At 62.0% G+C, this 16,416-nt stretch carries 14 protein-coding genes; 5 read left to right on the forward strand and 9 right to left on the reverse strand.

Going from position 1 to position 16,416, the window contains the following annotated elements:
* The first annotated feature begins 56 nt into the window (after positions 1-56).
* Positions 57-632 (forward strand): spermidine N1-acetyltransferase, encoded by a 576-nt coding sequence (gene speG / locus VSX58_RS06425; RefSeq protein ID WP_327617367.1) that lies wholly within the window; start codon positions 57-59, stop codon positions 630-632.
* A gap of 595 nt (positions 633-1,227) precedes the next feature.
* On the opposite strand, the gene ybbP is transcribed toward speG, so the two are convergent.
* Both ybbP and ybbA read right to left on the reverse strand, forming a co-directional pair.
* Positions 1,228-3,657, reverse strand: a complete 2,430-nt coding sequence (gene ybbP, locus VSX58_RS06430) for a putative ABC transporter permease subunit YbbP (protein ID WP_327617368.1) — start codon at positions 3,655-3,657, stop codon at positions 1,228-1,230.
* A complete protein-coding gene (gene ybbA, locus VSX58_RS06435) occupies positions 3,654-4,385 on the reverse strand; it encodes a putative ABC transporter ATP-binding protein YbbA (RefSeq protein WP_327617369.1) in 732 nt (243 codons plus the stop codon). The genes ybbP and ybbA overlap by 4 nt, the downstream gene beginning before the upstream one ends.
* On the opposite strand from ybbA, the gene tesA reads away from it, so the two are divergent.
* The 3 genes from tesA to VSX58_RS06450 all read left to right on the forward strand — a co-directional run bounded on the left by tesA (position 4,311) and on the right by VSX58_RS06450 (position 6,719).
* Entirely contained in the window at positions 4,311-4,991 is a 681-nt protein-coding gene (tesA, locus tag VSX58_RS06440) for a multifunctional acyl-CoA thioesterase I/protease I/lysophospholipase L1 (RefSeq protein ID WP_327617536.1), read from the forward strand. The two genes, ybbA and tesA, sit on opposite strands and share 75 nt — an antisense overlap.
* A gap of 28 nt (positions 4,992-5,019) precedes the next feature.
* The gene (locus VSX58_RS06445) at positions 5,020-5,796 is read left to right on the forward strand and encodes an SDR family oxidoreductase (RefSeq protein WP_327617370.1); all 777 of its coding nucleotides are present in this window, start codon (positions 5,020-5,022) and stop codon (positions 5,794-5,796) included.
* Between the two features lie 62 nt (positions 5,797-5,858).
* Positions 5,859-6,719 (forward strand): co-chaperone YbbN, encoded by an 861-nt coding sequence (locus tag VSX58_RS06450; RefSeq protein ID WP_327617371.1) that lies wholly within the window; start codon positions 5,859-5,861, stop codon positions 6,717-6,719.
* Positions 6,720-6,994: 275 nt separating this feature from the next.
* Here VSX58_RS06450 and VSX58_RS06455 read toward each other — a convergent pair whose 3' ends face one another.
* Together VSX58_RS06455 and VSX58_RS06460 are read right to left on the reverse strand one after the other, a co-directional pair.
* Positions 6,995-8,191, reverse strand: coding sequence for a nicotinamide mononucleotide deamidase-related protein YfaY (locus VSX58_RS06455; protein WP_327617372.1), 1,197 nt, complete (start codon positions 8,189-8,191; stop codon positions 6,995-6,997).
* Between the two features lie 186 nt (positions 8,192-8,377).
* A complete protein-coding gene (locus VSX58_RS06460; protein WP_327617374.1) occupies positions 8,378-8,920 on the reverse strand; it encodes a YfaZ family outer membrane protein in 543 nt (180 codons plus the stop codon).
* 273 nt (positions 8,921-9,193) lie between these two features.
* On the opposite strand from VSX58_RS06460, the gene katA reads away from it, so the two are divergent.
* A complete protein-coding gene (katA, locus tag VSX58_RS06465) occupies positions 9,194-10,627 on the forward strand; it encodes a catalase KatA (protein ID WP_327617537.1) in 1,434 nt (477 codons plus the stop codon).
* Between the two features lie 23 nt (positions 10,628-10,650).
* On the opposite strand, the gene menE is transcribed toward katA, so the two are convergent.
* Genes menE through menD form a run of 5 tightly spaced genes read right to left on the reverse strand, consistent with a single transcriptional unit; the run spans position 10,651 to position 16,322 of the window.
* Positions 10,651-12,045: an o-succinylbenzoate--CoA ligase gene (menE, locus tag VSX58_RS06470; RefSeq protein WP_327617375.1), complete on the reverse strand. Its 1,395-nt coding sequence runs from the start codon at positions 12,043-12,045 to the stop codon at positions 10,651-10,653.
* Positions 12,033-13,004 (reverse strand): o-succinylbenzoate synthase, encoded by a 972-nt coding sequence (gene menC / locus VSX58_RS06475; RefSeq protein ID WP_327617376.1) that lies wholly within the window; start codon positions 13,002-13,004, stop codon positions 12,033-12,035. The genes menE and menC overlap by 13 nt, the downstream gene beginning before the upstream one ends.
* Positions 13,004-13,861 carry a 1,4-dihydroxy-2-naphthoyl-CoA synthase gene (gene menB / locus VSX58_RS06480; RefSeq protein ID WP_327617377.1) on the reverse strand — a complete coding sequence of 286 codons (858 nt, stop codon included), beginning with the start codon at positions 13,859-13,861 and terminating at the stop codon, positions 13,004-13,006. The genes menC and menB overlap by 1 nt, the downstream gene beginning before the upstream one ends.
* Positions 13,862-13,866: 5 nt before the next feature.
* Entirely contained in the window at positions 13,867-14,652 is a 786-nt protein-coding gene (gene menH / locus VSX58_RS06485) for a 2-succinyl-6-hydroxy-2,4-cyclohexadiene-1-carboxylate synthase (RefSeq protein WP_327617378.1), read from the reverse strand.
* Positions 14,646-16,322, reverse strand: coding sequence for a 2-succinyl-5-enolpyruvyl-6-hydroxy-3-cyclohexene-1-carboxylic-acid synthase (gene menD / locus VSX58_RS06490; RefSeq protein WP_327617379.1), 1,677 nt, complete (start codon positions 16,320-16,322; stop codon positions 14,646-14,648). The genes menH and menD overlap by 7 nt, the downstream gene beginning before the upstream one ends.
* Positions 16,323-16,416 lie beyond the last annotated feature (94 nt).

Raw genomic sequence — 16,416 nt, forward strand, 5'->3', positions numbered from 1 at the left:
CGCCCCTCAATTAAAGCAGGATGGCGTCCGACTCTTTTATCAACTAAGGATTAGCCATGCCTGACACCAGTTACATTGTTCGGCTACGACCGCTGGAGCGGGACGATCTGGCCTTCGTCCATCAGTTGGACAACAACGCCAGCGTTATGCGCTACTGGTTTGAAGAACCCTACGAAGCCTTTGTCGAGCTGAGCGATTTGTACGATAAACACATTCACGACCAAAGCGAACGACGCTTCATTATCGAACACGAGCAGACCAAAGTGGGCCTGGTGGAACTGGTGGAGATTACCCATATCCACCGCCGGGCCGAGTTCCAGATTATTATCGACCCGGCTTATCAAGGACAGGGCTATGCCAGCGCGGCGGCGAAGCTGGCGATGGATTACGGCTTTTCCGTGCTGAATCTCTACAAGCTGTATCTGATTGTGGATAAGGAGAACAGGAAGGCGATACATATCTACAGCAAGCTGGGATTTGAGGTTGAAGGGGAGCTGATACACGAATTCTTTATCAACGGCGAATACCGCAATACCATCCGCATGTGTATTTTTCAGCATCAGTATCTGGCCAAACACAAAACGACGACCGGCACCGGCGCCGCCGCTCCCGGATCGGGGGTCAGCCAGTAGCGACATCGCCTGCGGCTGCGCCCCGCATGGCCATATCTTAATCACAAATTCAAGGAATCTTTCAGAGCCTATCCATTAGGACTATTTCACTTGCCATTCTGGCCCTGGGCAGTGCTCGAAATCCTCACGTACTACGTGTACTCTCCGGTTTCTGCGCGCTGTCCGTGTCCAAACTGGCTGCGCCAATAACGCCCACTGGGATAGACTCTAAGTCTATGCGTATTCTGGTCTTCAGCTCACTCCCGGTTTTTCGCTTTTAATCGGCGTAAGAAATTATGCTGAGGAATCGAAGGTCTCCCGAATGAGCCGCAGGACGCGGCGAAAGCCAGTGCCGCGCCGGGAGCGCGTCGCTGGCGGTTCGACAGGAGACCTGCGATTCCGAAGGTACCGCGAAGCGGCATAATTTCAGCCGATAGCCAGGGTTCTCAGGGCTGCGGCGCTTGAGCGCCCTGAGTCGGGCGCGTGCTCCGACGCGGCATGAGAATAGTTCTCTTTTCGCGCACGAAACAGCGCTGAACTTATATATACCGTTATCGGTAAATTTATCGCCTGAGGAGACGTCGCTTATGGCGTAGCGGCGCCCCCGTCCTTACCCTCACCCCGCGAACTGACGAAACAGCGCCTTGCCGCGCAGTAGACGCAGCCCCAGCCAGCCGCCGCACAGCGACAGCAGCAGCGCCGCCGACGGCGGCAATACGCCCCACATCGCCAGATTGGGCTCCCACGGGAAGTTGAACACCCGGCTTTGCAGCAGCCACAGCGCGGCTTCCGCGCCGATCGCCGCGGCGATCCCCGCCACCAGCCCCAGCGCGGCGAACTCGCACCACAGCGTGGTACGCAGCAAACGCAGGCCGGCGCCCAGGGTGCGGTAGACCATCAGCTCCTGCCGGCGCTGGCGCATTCCCACCTGAATTTGCGCCAGCAGCAGCAAGATGCCGCAGAACAGCACCAGCACCACCATGATTTCCAGCGCCCGGCTCACCTGCTGCAGCACCTGCCCTATCTGGCGCAGCATACTGCCGACATCCAGCAGGCTCAGCGTGGGGAACTGGCGGTTTAGCTCGGTAATCATCTTTTCATCGCCATGGTAACGGAAGCTGGTCAGCCAGGATTGCGGCTGGTTATCCAGCGCGCCGGCGGGAAAAATGAAGAAAAAGTTCGGCCGCAGGCTCTCCCAGTCAACCTGGCGGAAACTGGTCACTTTGGCGCTGAACGGCTGGGTGTCGCCGGTAAAGGTCAGCACATCGCCGATCTTGATGCCCATCTCTTTGGCCTCTTTCTCTTCCATCGAGACTTCGCCGGCCTGCGGCGCCGCGCCCTCAACCAGCACGTTGTGGTCGGGGATGCCCTGCATCCAGGTCAGATTCAGCTCCCGGTTTACGGTGTTGCCGCCCGGATCGTCCTCATGAATGACTTCCGTCGCCACCTGCTGATTAATTTCCGTCAGGCGGGCGCGGATAATGGGATAGAACGGCTCCGGCTTCACCTGATGCCGTTCCAGAAAGGTTTTCACCTGCGCGACCTGCTCCGCCGTGATGTTTAACAGGAAATAGTTCGGGCTTTCCGGCGGCAGCTGTTGCTGCCAGCGCTCCAGCAGATCGCCGCGCATCGCCAGCAGCAGGGCGAGCAGCATAAACGACAGCGAAAAGGCCGCCAGCTGGCTAATCGTCGACCAGGGCTGGCGCAGCAGGCGATTGATCGCCAGACGCAGGGGAAGCTGTTTCACCGTCAGGCGGCGCAGCAGCAGCAGTCCGCCCCAGCCGATAACGCCCAATAGCAGCGACAGCACGGCCATGCCGCCCAGCAGCGCCCATAGCAGAGAACTCCCGCCGGATAGGGCCGCAAGCAGCCCGACGACGATAAGCAGCACCACCGGCAGGTAATAGCGCAGCGGCCAGACACGCGCCACCGCATCCTGGCGCAGCACGCGCAGCGGCTGCGTCGCCAGCAGCAGCCGGTAAGGACGCAGCCCGACCAGCAGGGAGATCAGCACCAGCGATCCCAGCGCCCAGACCCACGGCCATAGCCCGGCGGCCGGCAGCGCGGCGGGCAGCACCGGGGCCAGCATTTTCATCAAAATCGCCTCAAAACCCAGCCCGACAAGGCTGCCGCACAGCGCCGCCAGCCCCAGCACCGACAGCCACTGTCCGACAATCAGCCGGCGCAGGGCTTTTCTCCCGGCGCCCAGCGTTTTTAATACCGCGACCAAATCATAGCGGCTACGGCAATAGTGTCCCATGGAGACGGCCACCGCGGCGATGGATAGCAGCAGCGTCAACAGCGCCGACAACAGCAGAAATTGCTGCGAACGCTTCAGCGACTGGCTTAGGGCGCCTTCTGAATCCTCCATGCCGTACCAGCGCTGATCGGGTTTCAGCTGCGGCTTGATAAAATCGCCGAACCGGCTGATTTGCCGCTCATCGCCGGAAAACATATAGCGCCAGGTGATGCGTCCGCCAGGCTGTATGGCCCCGGTTTTCTCCACGTCCGCCAGATTCATCAAAATCCGCGGCGCCGTTTCAAACGGGTTAAATCCCGCATCCGGCTCCTGAATCAGCTCGCCGCTGATACGCAGCGAAGTATCCCCGACGTCCAGCATGTCGCCGACCTTGAGCCCCAGCAGCGCCAGCAGGCGCGGCGCCGCCAGTACGCTTCCCTCCTCCGCCCGCAAACCGGGCGGATTGGTCTGCAGCTCGCCGTATAGCGGATAGCGCTGATCCGTCGCCTTCACCCTTGCCAGCTGCGGCGTATCGCCGGCGAAGGTCATGGTCATAAATGAAATTTGCCGGCTCAGCGTTAAGCCTTGCTGCCGCGCGGTTTGCAGCCAGGATTCGTCCACCGGGCGCGATGCCCGCAACACCCGGTCGCCCGCCAGAAAATCGCGGCTTTGCTGGCTGAGCCCTTTTTCCATCCGATCGCCGATGCTGCCCAGCGCCAAAACGCAGGCGACCGCCAGCGTCAACGCCAGCCAGACAATCAATAACGAAGGGGAGCGCCATTCGCGCCAAAACCAGCGCCAGATCATGATTCCTCCCGCAGCTTGCCGTCGACCAGACGCAGACGCCGCTCGCAGCGCGCCGCCAGCTGTTCATCGTGCGTAACCAGAATCAGCGTCGTGGCGTAATCGCGATTGAGCGAAAACAGCAGATCCGCAATGCGCTCGCCGGTTTTACGGTCCAGATTGCCGGTGGGCTCGTCGGCGAACAGCACGTTAGGCCGCCCGCTGAAGGCGCGCGCCAGCGCCACCCGCTGCTGCTCGCCGCCTGAAAGCTGGGCGGGAAGATGGTGCAGGCGGCCGCCCAGACCAAGCTGCTGCAACAGCCGTTCCGCCTGTCCGCGGCTGCGGCCGTCGCTTTCGCCGCGCAGCAGCGCCGGCAGCTGCACGTTTTCCAGCGCGGTCAGCGTCGGCACCAGCATAAAGGCCTGAAACACGAAGCCCACGTCTCTGGCGCGCAGCGCGGCGCGGCCCTCTTCGTCCAGCTGACGCAACGATTCGCCCATCAGGCGGACGTCGCCCTCGCTGCCGTCATCCAGTCCGGCAAGGATCCCCAGCAGCGTTGATTTGCCGGAACCGGATTCGCCGATAAGCGCGATTGTCTGCGCGGGTTTGACAATCAGCTCAACTCCGGTAAGGATGGAAAGCCGATGTTCCCCTTGACCAACGTGCTTACTAAGATGATGAACTTCAAGAATGTTTTCCGCCTGCCTGGTTTCGGCAGGCGCAGCGCTCGCTGGACTGGTCTGTGCAAACATATTTTTATCCTTTTACTTCTGGGATTACTCAGCGTACGCGCCCTCGCGGCGGATACTCTATTGATACTGGGCGATAGCCTCAGCGCCGGCTATCGGATGCCCGCCGCCGACGCCTGGCCCGCCTTGCTGAATCAGCAATGGCGGACGCAAGCGAAACCGATCGCCGTGGTTAACGCCAGCATCAGCGGCGACACCGCCGCGCAAGGGCTGGCGCGGCTGCCGGCGCTGCTGCGACAGCACCAGCCGCGCTGGGTGCTGATCGAACTGGGCGGCAACGACGGACTGCGCGGTTTTCCCGCGCCGAACATCGAGCAGGATCTGACCAAAATCATTACCCTGGTCAAACAGGCCGACGCTCAGCCGCTCTTGATGCAAATTCGTCTGCCGACCAATTACGGCCGCCGCTACACCGAGTCATTCAGCAGCATCTATCCGCGGCTGGCGCAGCGCTTCGCCATTCCGCTGGTTCCGTTCTTTATGGAACAGGTTTACCTTAAGCCGGAGTGGATACTCGAGGATGGCATTCATCCCACCCGCGATGCCCAAACCTTTATTGCGGGCTGGATGGCGGAGCGGTTAGCCCCCTTAGTTAACCATGAGTCTTAACCAATAGGCTTTTGAATTAGGTAAAGTTATGCAAAAAACGGTGCTTATTACCGGTTGTTCCAGCGGGATTGGGCTGATTGCCGCGCGGGATCTGCACGAGCGCGGTTACCGCGTACTGGCGGCCTGCCGCCGTCCTGAAGATGTCGAGCGCATGTCGGCATTGGGTCTGGAAGGCATTGAACTGAACCTCGACGACGCCGCCAGCGTTGAAAAAGCCGCCGCGCGGACCATCGCGTTAACCGGCAACCGCCTGTACGGACTGTTTAACAATGCCGGATACGGCCTATACGGGCCGCTGAACGCGATCTCGCGCCAACAGCTGGAGCGGCAGTTTTCCAGCAACCTGTTCGGCACGCATCAGCTGACCCAGCTGCTGCTGCCGGCGATGCTGCCGCACGGGGAAGGACGCATTATTCAAACCAGCTCGGTGATGGGGCTGGTGTCCACGCCCGGACGGGGAGCCTATGCCGCCAGTAAATTCGCCCTTGAGGCCTGGTCGGACACGCTGCGCATGGAGCTTTACGGTAGCGGTCTGCACGTTAGTCTGATTGAACCCGGCCCGCTCTCGACCCGCTTCACCGCCAACGTCGACCAAACGAGAACCGATAACCCGGTCACCAATCCCGGCATCGCCAAACGCTTTACGCTGCCGCCGGAAGCCGTATTGCCTAAACTTCATCATGCCCTGGAGAGCCCTAGCCCCAAACTGCGCTACCCGGTGACGCTGGTCGCACACAGCCTATCCTGGTTACGCCGTCTGCTGCCCGGACGCTATCTGGATAATCTATTACGCACCCGATCCTGATTTTGGCTTGAAGCGGCGAATTCAGCCCCCACATTGAGTCAAAACGGATGAGAGAGAACCTTATGCTAGAACAACAAGCGAATATTATTGATGTTAACGAGTCCAACCTTCATCAGGTTCTGGAACATTCCGCCACGCTGCCCGTGCTGTTCTATTTCTGGTCGGCGCGCAGCCAGCACTGTCAGCAGTTGGAGCCGGTGCTGGATAAGCTGGCTCAGGAGTATGCCGGCCAGTTTATTCTCGCCCGCGTCGATTGCGATGCCGAGCAGCACCTGGCGGCGCAATTCGGCCTGCGGGCGATCCCGACCGTCTATCTGTTCAAAGACGGCCAGCCGCTGGATGGCTTCCAGGGACCGCAGCCGGAAGAGGCCATTCGGGAACTGCTGCAGCGCGCGTTGCCGAAAGAAGAAGAGCTGAAAGTCGCCGAAGCCCAGCAGCTGATTCAGGAAGGCAAGCTGCCGGAAGCGATGCTTTTGCTGAAGGAGGCCTGGCAGCTTAGCCAACAGCGTAGCGACATCGGCCTGATGCTGGCCGAGGTTCAGATTCAGCTCAACCGCAGCGAAGACGCCGAAGCGGTGCTGGCGACCATTCCGCTGCAGGATCAGGACACCCGTTATCACAGCCTGGTGGCGCAGATTGAACTATTGAAGCAGGCGGCCGACACCCCGGAAATTCAGCAGTTGCAACAGCAGTTGGAAACCGATCCGCACAATGCCGAGCTCGCCGTACAGCTGGCGTTGCAGATGCATCAGGTGGGGCGCAACGAAGAAGCGCTGGAGCTGCTGATGGGGTTCCTGCAAAAAGATCTGGGCGCGGCGCAAGGCAACGCGCGCAAGACGCTGATGGATATCATGTCCGCCCTGGGCACCGGCGACGCTCTCGCCGCCCGTTACCGCCGCCGGCTCTACTCGCTGTTGTATTAAGGTCGGTCATCCCCGCGCCGGCCTGTCTATTAGTCACATTTTTATGCGGGTTCAGAGACAGTTTCGCGCGCTGGAAGGTCGCTATTTTTATACAACCGTGGAGCACGCGCCCGACACGGGGCGGCTCAAGCGCCGCACGCCCCGAGCCCCCTGGCTAGCGGCTAAATTATGCCGCCGGCGGGGTGCTTTCGGCGGTCATGACCGCTATTCGAGCCGCCAGTGACGGAATACTTGTCTCATCCCTGAGACTCGCCCTGGCGGGGATAACAAGATAATCACTCCAGCGTCTCCAGCACCTGAATCCAGCCGTGCCCCTGACACACCGGCCAGCCGTTCAGCCAACGGCGCAGCATATTCATCGCCAGCATCGCCACCACCTCCTGGTGCGTCTGCAGGCTATAACGCGCCACGTTGAAAGCGATCGCCAGCGCGAAATCGCCTTGCGGCGTATGCAGCGCGATCGCCAGGCGATCGTCCAGCCGGGCGCCGATCGTCAGCGCCAGCGCGGCGTGACGGCGCGCCGCCAATTGACGGGTCTCGTCCGCCAGCCGGCTTAAATCCCGCGGATCGGCGTCGGCCGGCAGCTCGCCGCCGGATAGCGGAACACCGGCCGACTGTAGCTGCCAGTTCAGCAGACCGGCGGTAAAGCGCTCGCTCACCGCCAGCCGCAGCCGGCGTTCGGCCAGCCGGCGCGCCAGCTGCGCGGGAAGCCCGTCCGTCCCTTCAAAAAGCCTATTTTCTCCCGCGACGGCGCGCACCCGTTCCCAGAGCTGTTCCATCGCCGCCCGCTGCGAGGCCGGCCCGGTTAATTTCAACTCAATCACCGGCACCGAGGAGCGATAGCCCAGCACCACGCCGGCGGGAAGCGCGGCGCCATCCAGGTGGCTGGCAAGATCGCTTTCCGTACGGCCAAAGGTGGTTAAACGCAGACACAGCGGCGGCGGCGCGATGGTAAAGCGCGCGCGCAGACGCGGCATGATTTCCCGCTCCACCATAACCTTAAATTCGGACGGCACGCCTGGGGTAAAAAACAGCAGGCATTTATTTAATCGCAGCGTAAAACCGCAGGCGGTGCCGACGGGGTTATCCATCATTTCCGCGCTCGCCGGCAGCTGCGCCTGTTTACGGTTATTCGGCGACATCGTCCGGCCGCGCTCGGCGAAAAAGGCCGCCATCCGTTCAAGCCACGGCGTATGTTCCACCAGATCCTCTCCGGCCGCGGTGGCCGCCGCCAACGCGCTCAGGTCGTCGCTGGTCGGCCCCAGCCCGCCATTGACAATCAGGACGTCCGCGATTTGACTGCGCTGGGTCAGCGCCGCGACTAACGCCTCGAGATCGTCCCCCACCGTCATACGGCTGGCCATCGGCAGTCCCTGCTGAAACAGGTAGTCCGCCAGCCAGGCCGCATTGGTATCGATAATCTGACCGTGCAGCACTTCATCGCCGGTGCATAGCATCTCGACCCTAAGCATTCTTCACTCCTAATTTTGGGTTTTACGGCCGCGGGAAATCCGGCTGATAAACCGTAATTTCTCCTATCGCTATTACAATACGACTCGGCGGCGGATAAAATCCATTGCAATCCAGCGGTTGTAAAAATAAAACCCATGCAAAAGGGCGCGAACCATCGCGCCCTTTGCGGCTTTACTGCGCGGTAATTAGAAATTCAGCCCCACGCCGACATACGCCGAATCGGCCAATTTGTTATCCGAACGACCGCTCTCGCCGGCCAGGTTGATATAGCGGTAGCCGACATCCACATTGAGCGGCCCGATAACCTGCCAGCGAACGCCGGCCTTGCCTTCGACATAATGATCGACATGGCTGGAGAAGGCGTCGGGGGAGTAATAGCCTTCGCCATACAGGGAGAAATAGCGGTTAATCGGCCATTGCAGGCCGCCGCCCAGCGCCAGCGCATGGCCGTCCGAACCGCGATCCTGATTCAAATAGAGCGCCTTGCCGCCGAACGTCGCCTTCAGAGGGCCAATCGGAATGGTGTAGCCCAGGCCGAAACCATAAACATCGTTATTACTGTCGCCGTGGGCGTAGCTCACATTGCCGGATAATCCGGGGACCAGCAGGCCAAAACTGGCATTCGCTCCCGCATAATCGCGCCCGGCCTCCCCGGAGATGCCGATGGCGTACGCGGAGGATGCCGCGAGCAGCAAACTTCCTGCACAAGCTATCACTAACTTTTTCACTTTTAATCTCCTTCCAAGCGGTTATTAACGCGCAGGCGAAATCTGTTTATATCGCCGCCGATTTTACGCGAATCGCGCGGATACTCCAGCGTCGCGTTATCCTAAAACGTCCGTCTCCCGGCGCGCCGTCATCAAAAATCGCGCGGAGGCTGGCGGGCGGAACGGCGGCGATAAAAATAATCAGCGCCGTCTATTTGCCTAAAAACCACATAATGAGCAATAGTATTTACAGGGGAAACTTAAACGCAGAGCGATAATATTAAGGAAAAAATGATGAGCAAGAAAAAGCTGACCACCGTCGCCGGCGCGCCGGTGGTTGATAATAACAATGTCGTTACCGCCGGGCCGCGCGGCCCGATGCTGTTGCAAGACGTCTGGTTTTTGGAGAAATTGGCGCACTTCGATCGTGAGGTGATTCCGGAACGGCGGATGCACGCCAAAGGCTCCGGCGCGCACGGCACCTTCACCGTAACCCACGATATCACCCGTTATACGCGGGCGAAAATCTTTTCTGAAGTGGGCAAAAAAACCGAGATGTTCGTGCGTTTTTCCACCGTGGCCGGCGAACGCGGCGGCGCCGATGCGGAGCGCGATATTCGCGGTTTCGCCATGAAGTTTTACACCGAGGAAGGCAACTGGGATCTGGTCGGCAACAATACGCCGGTATTCTATCTGCGCGATCCGTTGAAATTCCCCGATCTTAACCACGTGGTGAAACGCGATCCGCGCACCAACCTGCGCAACCCGGTCTACAAGTGGGACTTCTTCTCTCAGTTGCCGGAGTCCCTGCACCAGCTGACGATTGATTTCAGCGATAGGGGTTTGCCGAAGTCTTACCGCCATATCCACGGTTTTGGCAGCCACACCTACAGCTTCATCAATGGCGACAATGAACGTTTCTGGGTGAAATTCCACTTCCGCTGCCAGCAGGGCATCGAAAATCTGATGGACGATGAAGCGGAAGCGCTGATCGGCAAAGACCGCGAAAGTTCGCAGCGCGATCTGTTCAATGCCATCGATAAGGGGGATTTCCCGCGCTGGAACCTGCAGATACAGGTTATGCCGGAAGCGGAGGCGTCGAAAGTGCCCTATAACCCGTTCGATCTGACCAAAGTCTGGCCGCATGGCGACTACCCGCTTATCGACGTCGGCTATTTCGAACTGAACCGCAATCCGGATAACTATTTTTCCGAAGTGGAGCAGGCCGCTTTTAATCCGGCGCACACCGTACCGGGCATCGGCTTCTCGCCGGATAAAATGTTGCAGGGACGACTGTTCTCATACGGCGACGCCGAACGTTACCGCTTAGGCGTCAACCACCACCAGATTCCGGTCAACGCGCCGAAATGTCCGTTCCATAACTACCATCGCGACGGCGCCATGCGTATCGACGGCAACAGCGGCAACGGCGCGACCTATGAGCCGAACAGCTTCGGCGTATTTCAGGAACAGCCCGACTTCAGCGAACCGCCGTTAACGCTGGAGGGCGCGGCCGACCACTGGAATCACCGCGAGGATGACGACTACTACAGCCAGCCCCGCGCGCTGTTTCATCTGCTGAGCGAAGAAGAACACCAGCGTATGTTCCAGCGCATCGCCGGCGAACTGTCGCAGGTGCCTGAGTTTATCCAGGAGCGTCAGATTGCGCTGTTCAACAAGGTCGACCCCGCCTATGGGGCGGGCGTCGCGCAAGCGCTGGGGAAATAACCCGACGGGCGTGAGGCGCTTCCTCACGCCGTTTTTTTGTCGGCCTGCCGTTCGACCCACGCTTTTACCTGCCGGCGGGCGATCTTAATCCCGCCGTTCTTCAGTTCGCCCGGCAAAGGGTAATAGGCGACCGGGCGCTGGAACCCCGCCAGCTGCGGCGACAGCCAATCCCGGATCTCATCCAACGTCGTCGATGCGCTTATTTCGACCACCGCCACCGGACGCTGTCCGAACTCCGCGTCGTCAACCGGCACCACGCAGGCCTGCCGCACATCGGGGTGCGCCAGCAATATCGATTCAATATTTTCCGGCTGAATGCCTTCGCCGCCGCTGAAAAACTGGTTATCCAGCCGCCCCAGAATGCGCCACTCGCCATCGGCGAAAGCGCCGCGATCCCGGGTATGGAACCACCCCGCGTCATCCGCCAACGGCCAAAGCCGTCCGTCACGCCAGTAGCCTGAGGCCAGCGTAGCGCCGCGCAGCTGCACCTCTTCATCCACCAGGCGGATTTCCCGTCCGGGCAGCGGCAGCCCGACGCCGGGCCGGCCGTCGGCGCGTTTGGCGCACGCCGTTGACGCCAGCTCGGTTAAGCCATATCCGCACCAGCAGCTGACGCCGCGCGCTTCCGCCTGCTGCGTTAATTCCTGCGGGATCATCGCCCCGCCCAGCAATACCGCTTTCAATGTCGCCGGCACGGTGTTTTGCGCCAACAGTCGCCACAGCTGGGTCGGCACCAGCGAAGCATGGGTGCACTCCCGCAGCGCCGAGTCCAAAGGACGATCGGCGCGCACCACAATCGTCGCGCCGCAGGCCAGCCAGCGCCAGACGATCCCCTGCCCGGAGACGTGAAACAGCGGCAGTGACAATAGCCAGCTGTCGCCGGCCGCGAACCCCATCAGCGCCAATACGCCCTCGGCGCTGGCCAAATGGGCGGCGAAGGTATGCGCCGCCGCTTTCGGCAGGCCGCTGGAGCCGGAGGTTAACGTCAGCGTCGCCAGCTGCCGCGGCCGCCAAGGGGGAACCGAATAGGCCGGCGCGTCCCCCTCGGCGGCGTCGAACCGCAATGCAATCATGCCGGACGGCCACGGCCGCCCGTCCAGGCAGAGCCCGTAAGCGACGTCAAGCGCGCGCGGCAGAGAGTCGGTCAACGCTTCAGGCAATTGCGGATTCAGCGGCAGCAGGCGCGCGCCGCACTGCAACAGCGCGAGATAGCAAAACAGCATGGCGGCGCTGTTCCTGCCCCTCAGCATCACGCCGCAGCCTGGGGTTACCCCCTGGCGCGCAAAGCCGTCCGCCAGCTGATTAATCCGGCGTGCCGCCTGCGGCCAGCTCCAGCGGGTCTCGCCGTCAATTAGCGCGACGCGCCGCGGCGCATGTCCGGCCCAGTAATGCCAGGGCCAGTCGTTCAGCATCGCCATACCAGTTCCAGATCTGCGACCGTTAGCAGCGGCAGCGCGTTTTGCGGCCAACCTCTGATCACCTGCTCCTGCATCAGCGTCAGCGTGTCCAGTCCGGGAACGGCGTCGGGCGTCAGCCAGCGCGCCAGCCGCGCCAGTTGGGTGAGCCCCAGGCTGGATTCGACGCTGGAGCTAATCACCGCCGTTAACCCCGCATGATGCGCCTGCTGAACAAGCTGCCGGCAGCGCGCCAGGCTGCCGACCAGCGTGGGTTTGATCACGATGGCGCTGACGCCCGGCTCCGCCTCGACCCGAAAATCCGCCTCGCGGACGCTCTCATCCCAGGCGATATTGATGCCGGTTTCGCGCGCAAACTCGCGCGACTCCTGACGCGTCTTGCAGGGCTCTTCCAGAAACGCGATACGCGAACGTAGGGCCGGATCCACATAGCGGGCAAAACCGTCGGCTTTGGCGCGCGTCCAACTGCGGTTGGCATCCAGCCGCAGCTTCAGGTCCGGCAGAGCTTCCAGCAGCATATTGACGATCATGCCGTCGCGCACCGCTTCATATAGCCCGACCTTGACCTTGGCGATTTTTTCCCCCGGCAGCGCCTGCAGCATGGCGAACAGTTCGTCAGGGTCGCCGTTGCACAGCGGCGCCGTGCGGTAGTCCGCCGCTTGCGGCAGCCGTTGCTCCAGTTCGGCCTGGGCCGCGCTCAGCCCGAAGGCGACGGAGGGCGGCAGATCGTCGGCCGGCTCGGCGCCGGCGGCCCAACGCCGCAGCTGTGCCAGCGCCGCCGACTCGGCCTCCGCCAGCGTTTCCGCGCTGAACCCCGGCAGCGGCGCAATCTCGCCCCAGCCCTGCGCGTCGCCCTGCCGCAGGTGAACGATTAGCCCCTCGCGGCTTTTCAGGCGCTGGTTGCGCAGCACCACCCCGGCTTCCATCGCTACGCCGTAGCGATACACCTTAACCTGGCGCATTACGGATTCCGTTTGAATTTACTGAAATCGGGCTGACGTTTTTCGTTGAAGGCGTTACGGCCTTCCTGCCCTTCGTCGGTCATGTAGAACAGCATGGTGGCGTTGCCGGCCAGCTCCTGCAAGCCCGCCTGGCCGTCGCAGTCCGCGTTCAACGCCGCTTTCAGACAGCGCAACGCCATCGGGCTGTTCTGCAGCATTTCACGGCACCAGCGCACCGTTTCTCTCTCCAGCTCAGCGAGGGGAACAACGGTATTGACCAGCCCCATGTCCAACGCCTGGGCGGCGTCATACTGGCGGCACAGGAACCAGATTTCGCGCGCCTTTTTCTGCCCGACGATACGCGCCATATAGGACGCGCCCCAGCCGCCGTCAAAGGAGCCGACGCGCGGCCCGGTCTGGCCGAAAATGGCGTTTTCCGCGGCGATAGTCAGATCGCACATCATATGCAGCACGTGTCCGCCGCCGATAGAGTAGCCGGCGACCATCGCCACCACCGGTTTCGGGCAGGTGCGGATTTGACGCTGGAAATCCAGCACGTTCAGATGATGCACGCCGCTATCATCCTGATAGCCGCCGTAATCGCCGCGCACTTTCTGATCGCCGCCGGAGCAGAATGCTTTGTCGCCCGCGCCGGTCAGAATAACGACGCCGATGCCGTCGTCGTAACGGGCATTTTCCAATGCGTGGATCATCTCTTTCACCGTTTGCGGGCGAAAAGCGTTGCGCACCTGAGGACGATTGATGGTGATTTTAGCGATGCCGTCCGTGGATTTATGATAAAGGATATCGACGAAATCGCCGCTGCAATCGTGCCATTCCACCGGGGCATAGAGCAGTTCTTCACTGGGATAAAGCATAATAATTAATCCTTAACGGGGTGCGAAATAAAAGAAAGTATCCGCGCGGCATACTGCGTCGGATTGGCTAAATGGGCGTTATGACCGGCCTGGGGCACCGTCAGTAACGGCAGATTATACTGTTTTGCCAACGTTTGAAATTTAGCGTCCCGCTCGCCGCACAGATAGGCGAAAGGGAAATTGAGCCGCCGCAGGCGCTCCCCCAGCCAGGGCTGACGCCCGAGCGAAGTGGCCTCCAGCATATCGGCGACCGCGGCGCCGTCATTATGGCGACGGCGGGCGACCAGCGCGGCGCGCTGAGCGGCGTCTAAATCGGCAAACACCGCCTGCCGATACCAGTCCGCCAGCACGTCGTCGATGGGCTCCCGGCGAAAACGCCGCGCCCAGCCGGCATCGTGCGCCAGGCGCTCTTCACGCAATCGCGGCTGCGCCAGGCCGGGGTTTCCCCCCTCGACCAGCAGCCCTTGCATGCCGGGCGACGCGGCGCAACAGGCGTGATACATGGCGACGCGGCCGCCCAGCGAATAGCCCAGCAGCCAGAACGCCGCGATCCCCTGCGCTTGCAGCGTAGCGGTCAGCTGCCGGCCGAGCGGCGCAAAGCCGCTGGCGCCGATATCGCGCGAAGCGCCGTGTCCGGGCAAATCCACCAGCAACAGAGGCCAGCCGGCGAAAAAAGGCACCAGCGGCAGCCAGTCCTCGCCGCTGCCCAGCAGACCGTGCAGGCACACCAGCCAGGGGCGTGCGGGAGGGACGTCGCCATGGACGATTTTACGGCAGCGCAGCGTTACCACGTCGCCGCCTGCGCAACCAGCGCGTTCAACGTCTGCGCCCCGTCCTGCGGCGGCACGATCACCTCCAGCAGCGTCGCGCCGCCCAGCGCCCACGCGCCGGCGACCGCGGCGGCGACCTGATCCCAGCGTTCGGCCCGCACATAGTTAAGGCCGAACATGGCGGCGGCGTGGCCGAACTCCACATGCTGCGGCATACAGTAAAACCGCTCCCGCTGCGCCGCCGGCGTCGGCAGCAGGGAAAAAATCTGGCCGCCGTTATTATTCACTACGATCAGCACCAACGGCGCCGGGGTCTCGCGCAGCAGGGCCAGCGCGTTCAGATCGTACAGCGCGGAGAGATCGCCCACGATCCCCAGCGTGGCCCGCGGGTTCCCGCGCTGAACGCCGGCCAGCGTCGAGATCAGGCCGTCGATGCCGCTGGCGCCGCGATTGCCGTATACCGGATATTGCGCCGGCAGTTGCGCCAGCGCGTCAATAAGACGGATCGTCAGGCTGTTGCCGACGAAGAGCTGCCCGTCCGGCGGCAGCAGTTCGGGGATGCGCTGCGCCAGCTGCGCCTCGCCGAAGCGCGGCGCCAAATACGCCATGACCCGGCTCCGGGCATGGCGCGCCAGCGCGGTCAGATCGTCGGCCCAGGGTCGCTGCTCTATAGGCGGATGCGCCTCCAGCCAGTCGTCGATATCGCCAATCAGACGGCGTCCACGGTGGTGGGCCGGATCCAGGCGGCCGGGCAGCGCGTCGACCAGCCAAAATTCCCGCGGCCGGCACTGCGCCTGCCATTGCAACAGCCGTTTTCCGGTCAAATTCCCGCCGAACTGGACGACGATCTCGGCCTGGCGCAGCCGTTCAAGCGCCGCCGGGCAAGCCAGCCAAATATCGGCGCAGGGTAGTGGCTGGCCGCTTTGCGACAACACATCGCCAATCAGCGGCCAGCCAAGCGCGTTCGCCCATTGCGCGATCAGCGCGCCCTGCCGCGGGCCGACATTGCCGGCGATCGCCACGCCGCGTTTGCGCCGCCATTGCGCCCAGTCGGGCTGAACCGCTAACGCGCGTCCCCCCGCCTCCCGCAGCCAGGGATCGCGGCTCTGCCGCCAGTCGCCCAGCGGCGCCAGCCACTCAAGGCAGGCGTTCTCATCATCCGCGCCATATAACGGCTCGGCGAACGGGCAATTGATGTGCAATACGCCGTGAGTGAGTTCGCATAGGGCGGCGTCCACCGAGGAAACCAGCCAGCGGGCGGGGATATCCGGCGTGGGACGCGGCAGATTCAGCGCCCGCGTCGGATGGGAGGCGTAGAGCCCATGCTGGCGGATGGCCTGATTGGCGCCGCAGTCGATTAATTCCGGCGGGCGATCGGCCGTCAGCACGATCAAACGCTCGCCGGTCAGTCCCGCTTCGACAATCGCCGGGTAAAGATTCGCCGCCGCCGTACCGGACGTCACGACGATGGCGACCGGCTCCCGGCTGGTTTTGGCCAATCCCAGAGCCAAATGCCCCAATCCCCGCTCATCAAAATGGGTATGGCAGATCAGCGCGCCATGTTCGGCCGCGGATAGCGTCAGCGGCGTCGAACGGGAGCCGGGCGCAATGCAGATATGGCGGACGCCGTGACGGGTCAGCGCCTCAAGCAGCAACGCGGCCCAGCGACGATTAAATACACTTGTTGACATTATTCACTCAACGGCTCAGGTGGCGGACTATCCCTTCATCTTTCCCGCCGCGGCAGCGTTTCCGCGGCGCGAAAATCATGGGGTATGTTGTAAT

Origin of the sequence: Brenneria populi, assembly GCF_036016195.1 — a bacterium.
GTDB classification, from domain to species: domain Bacteria; phylum Pseudomonadota; class Gammaproteobacteria; order Enterobacterales; family Enterobacteriaceae; genus Brenneria; species Brenneria populi.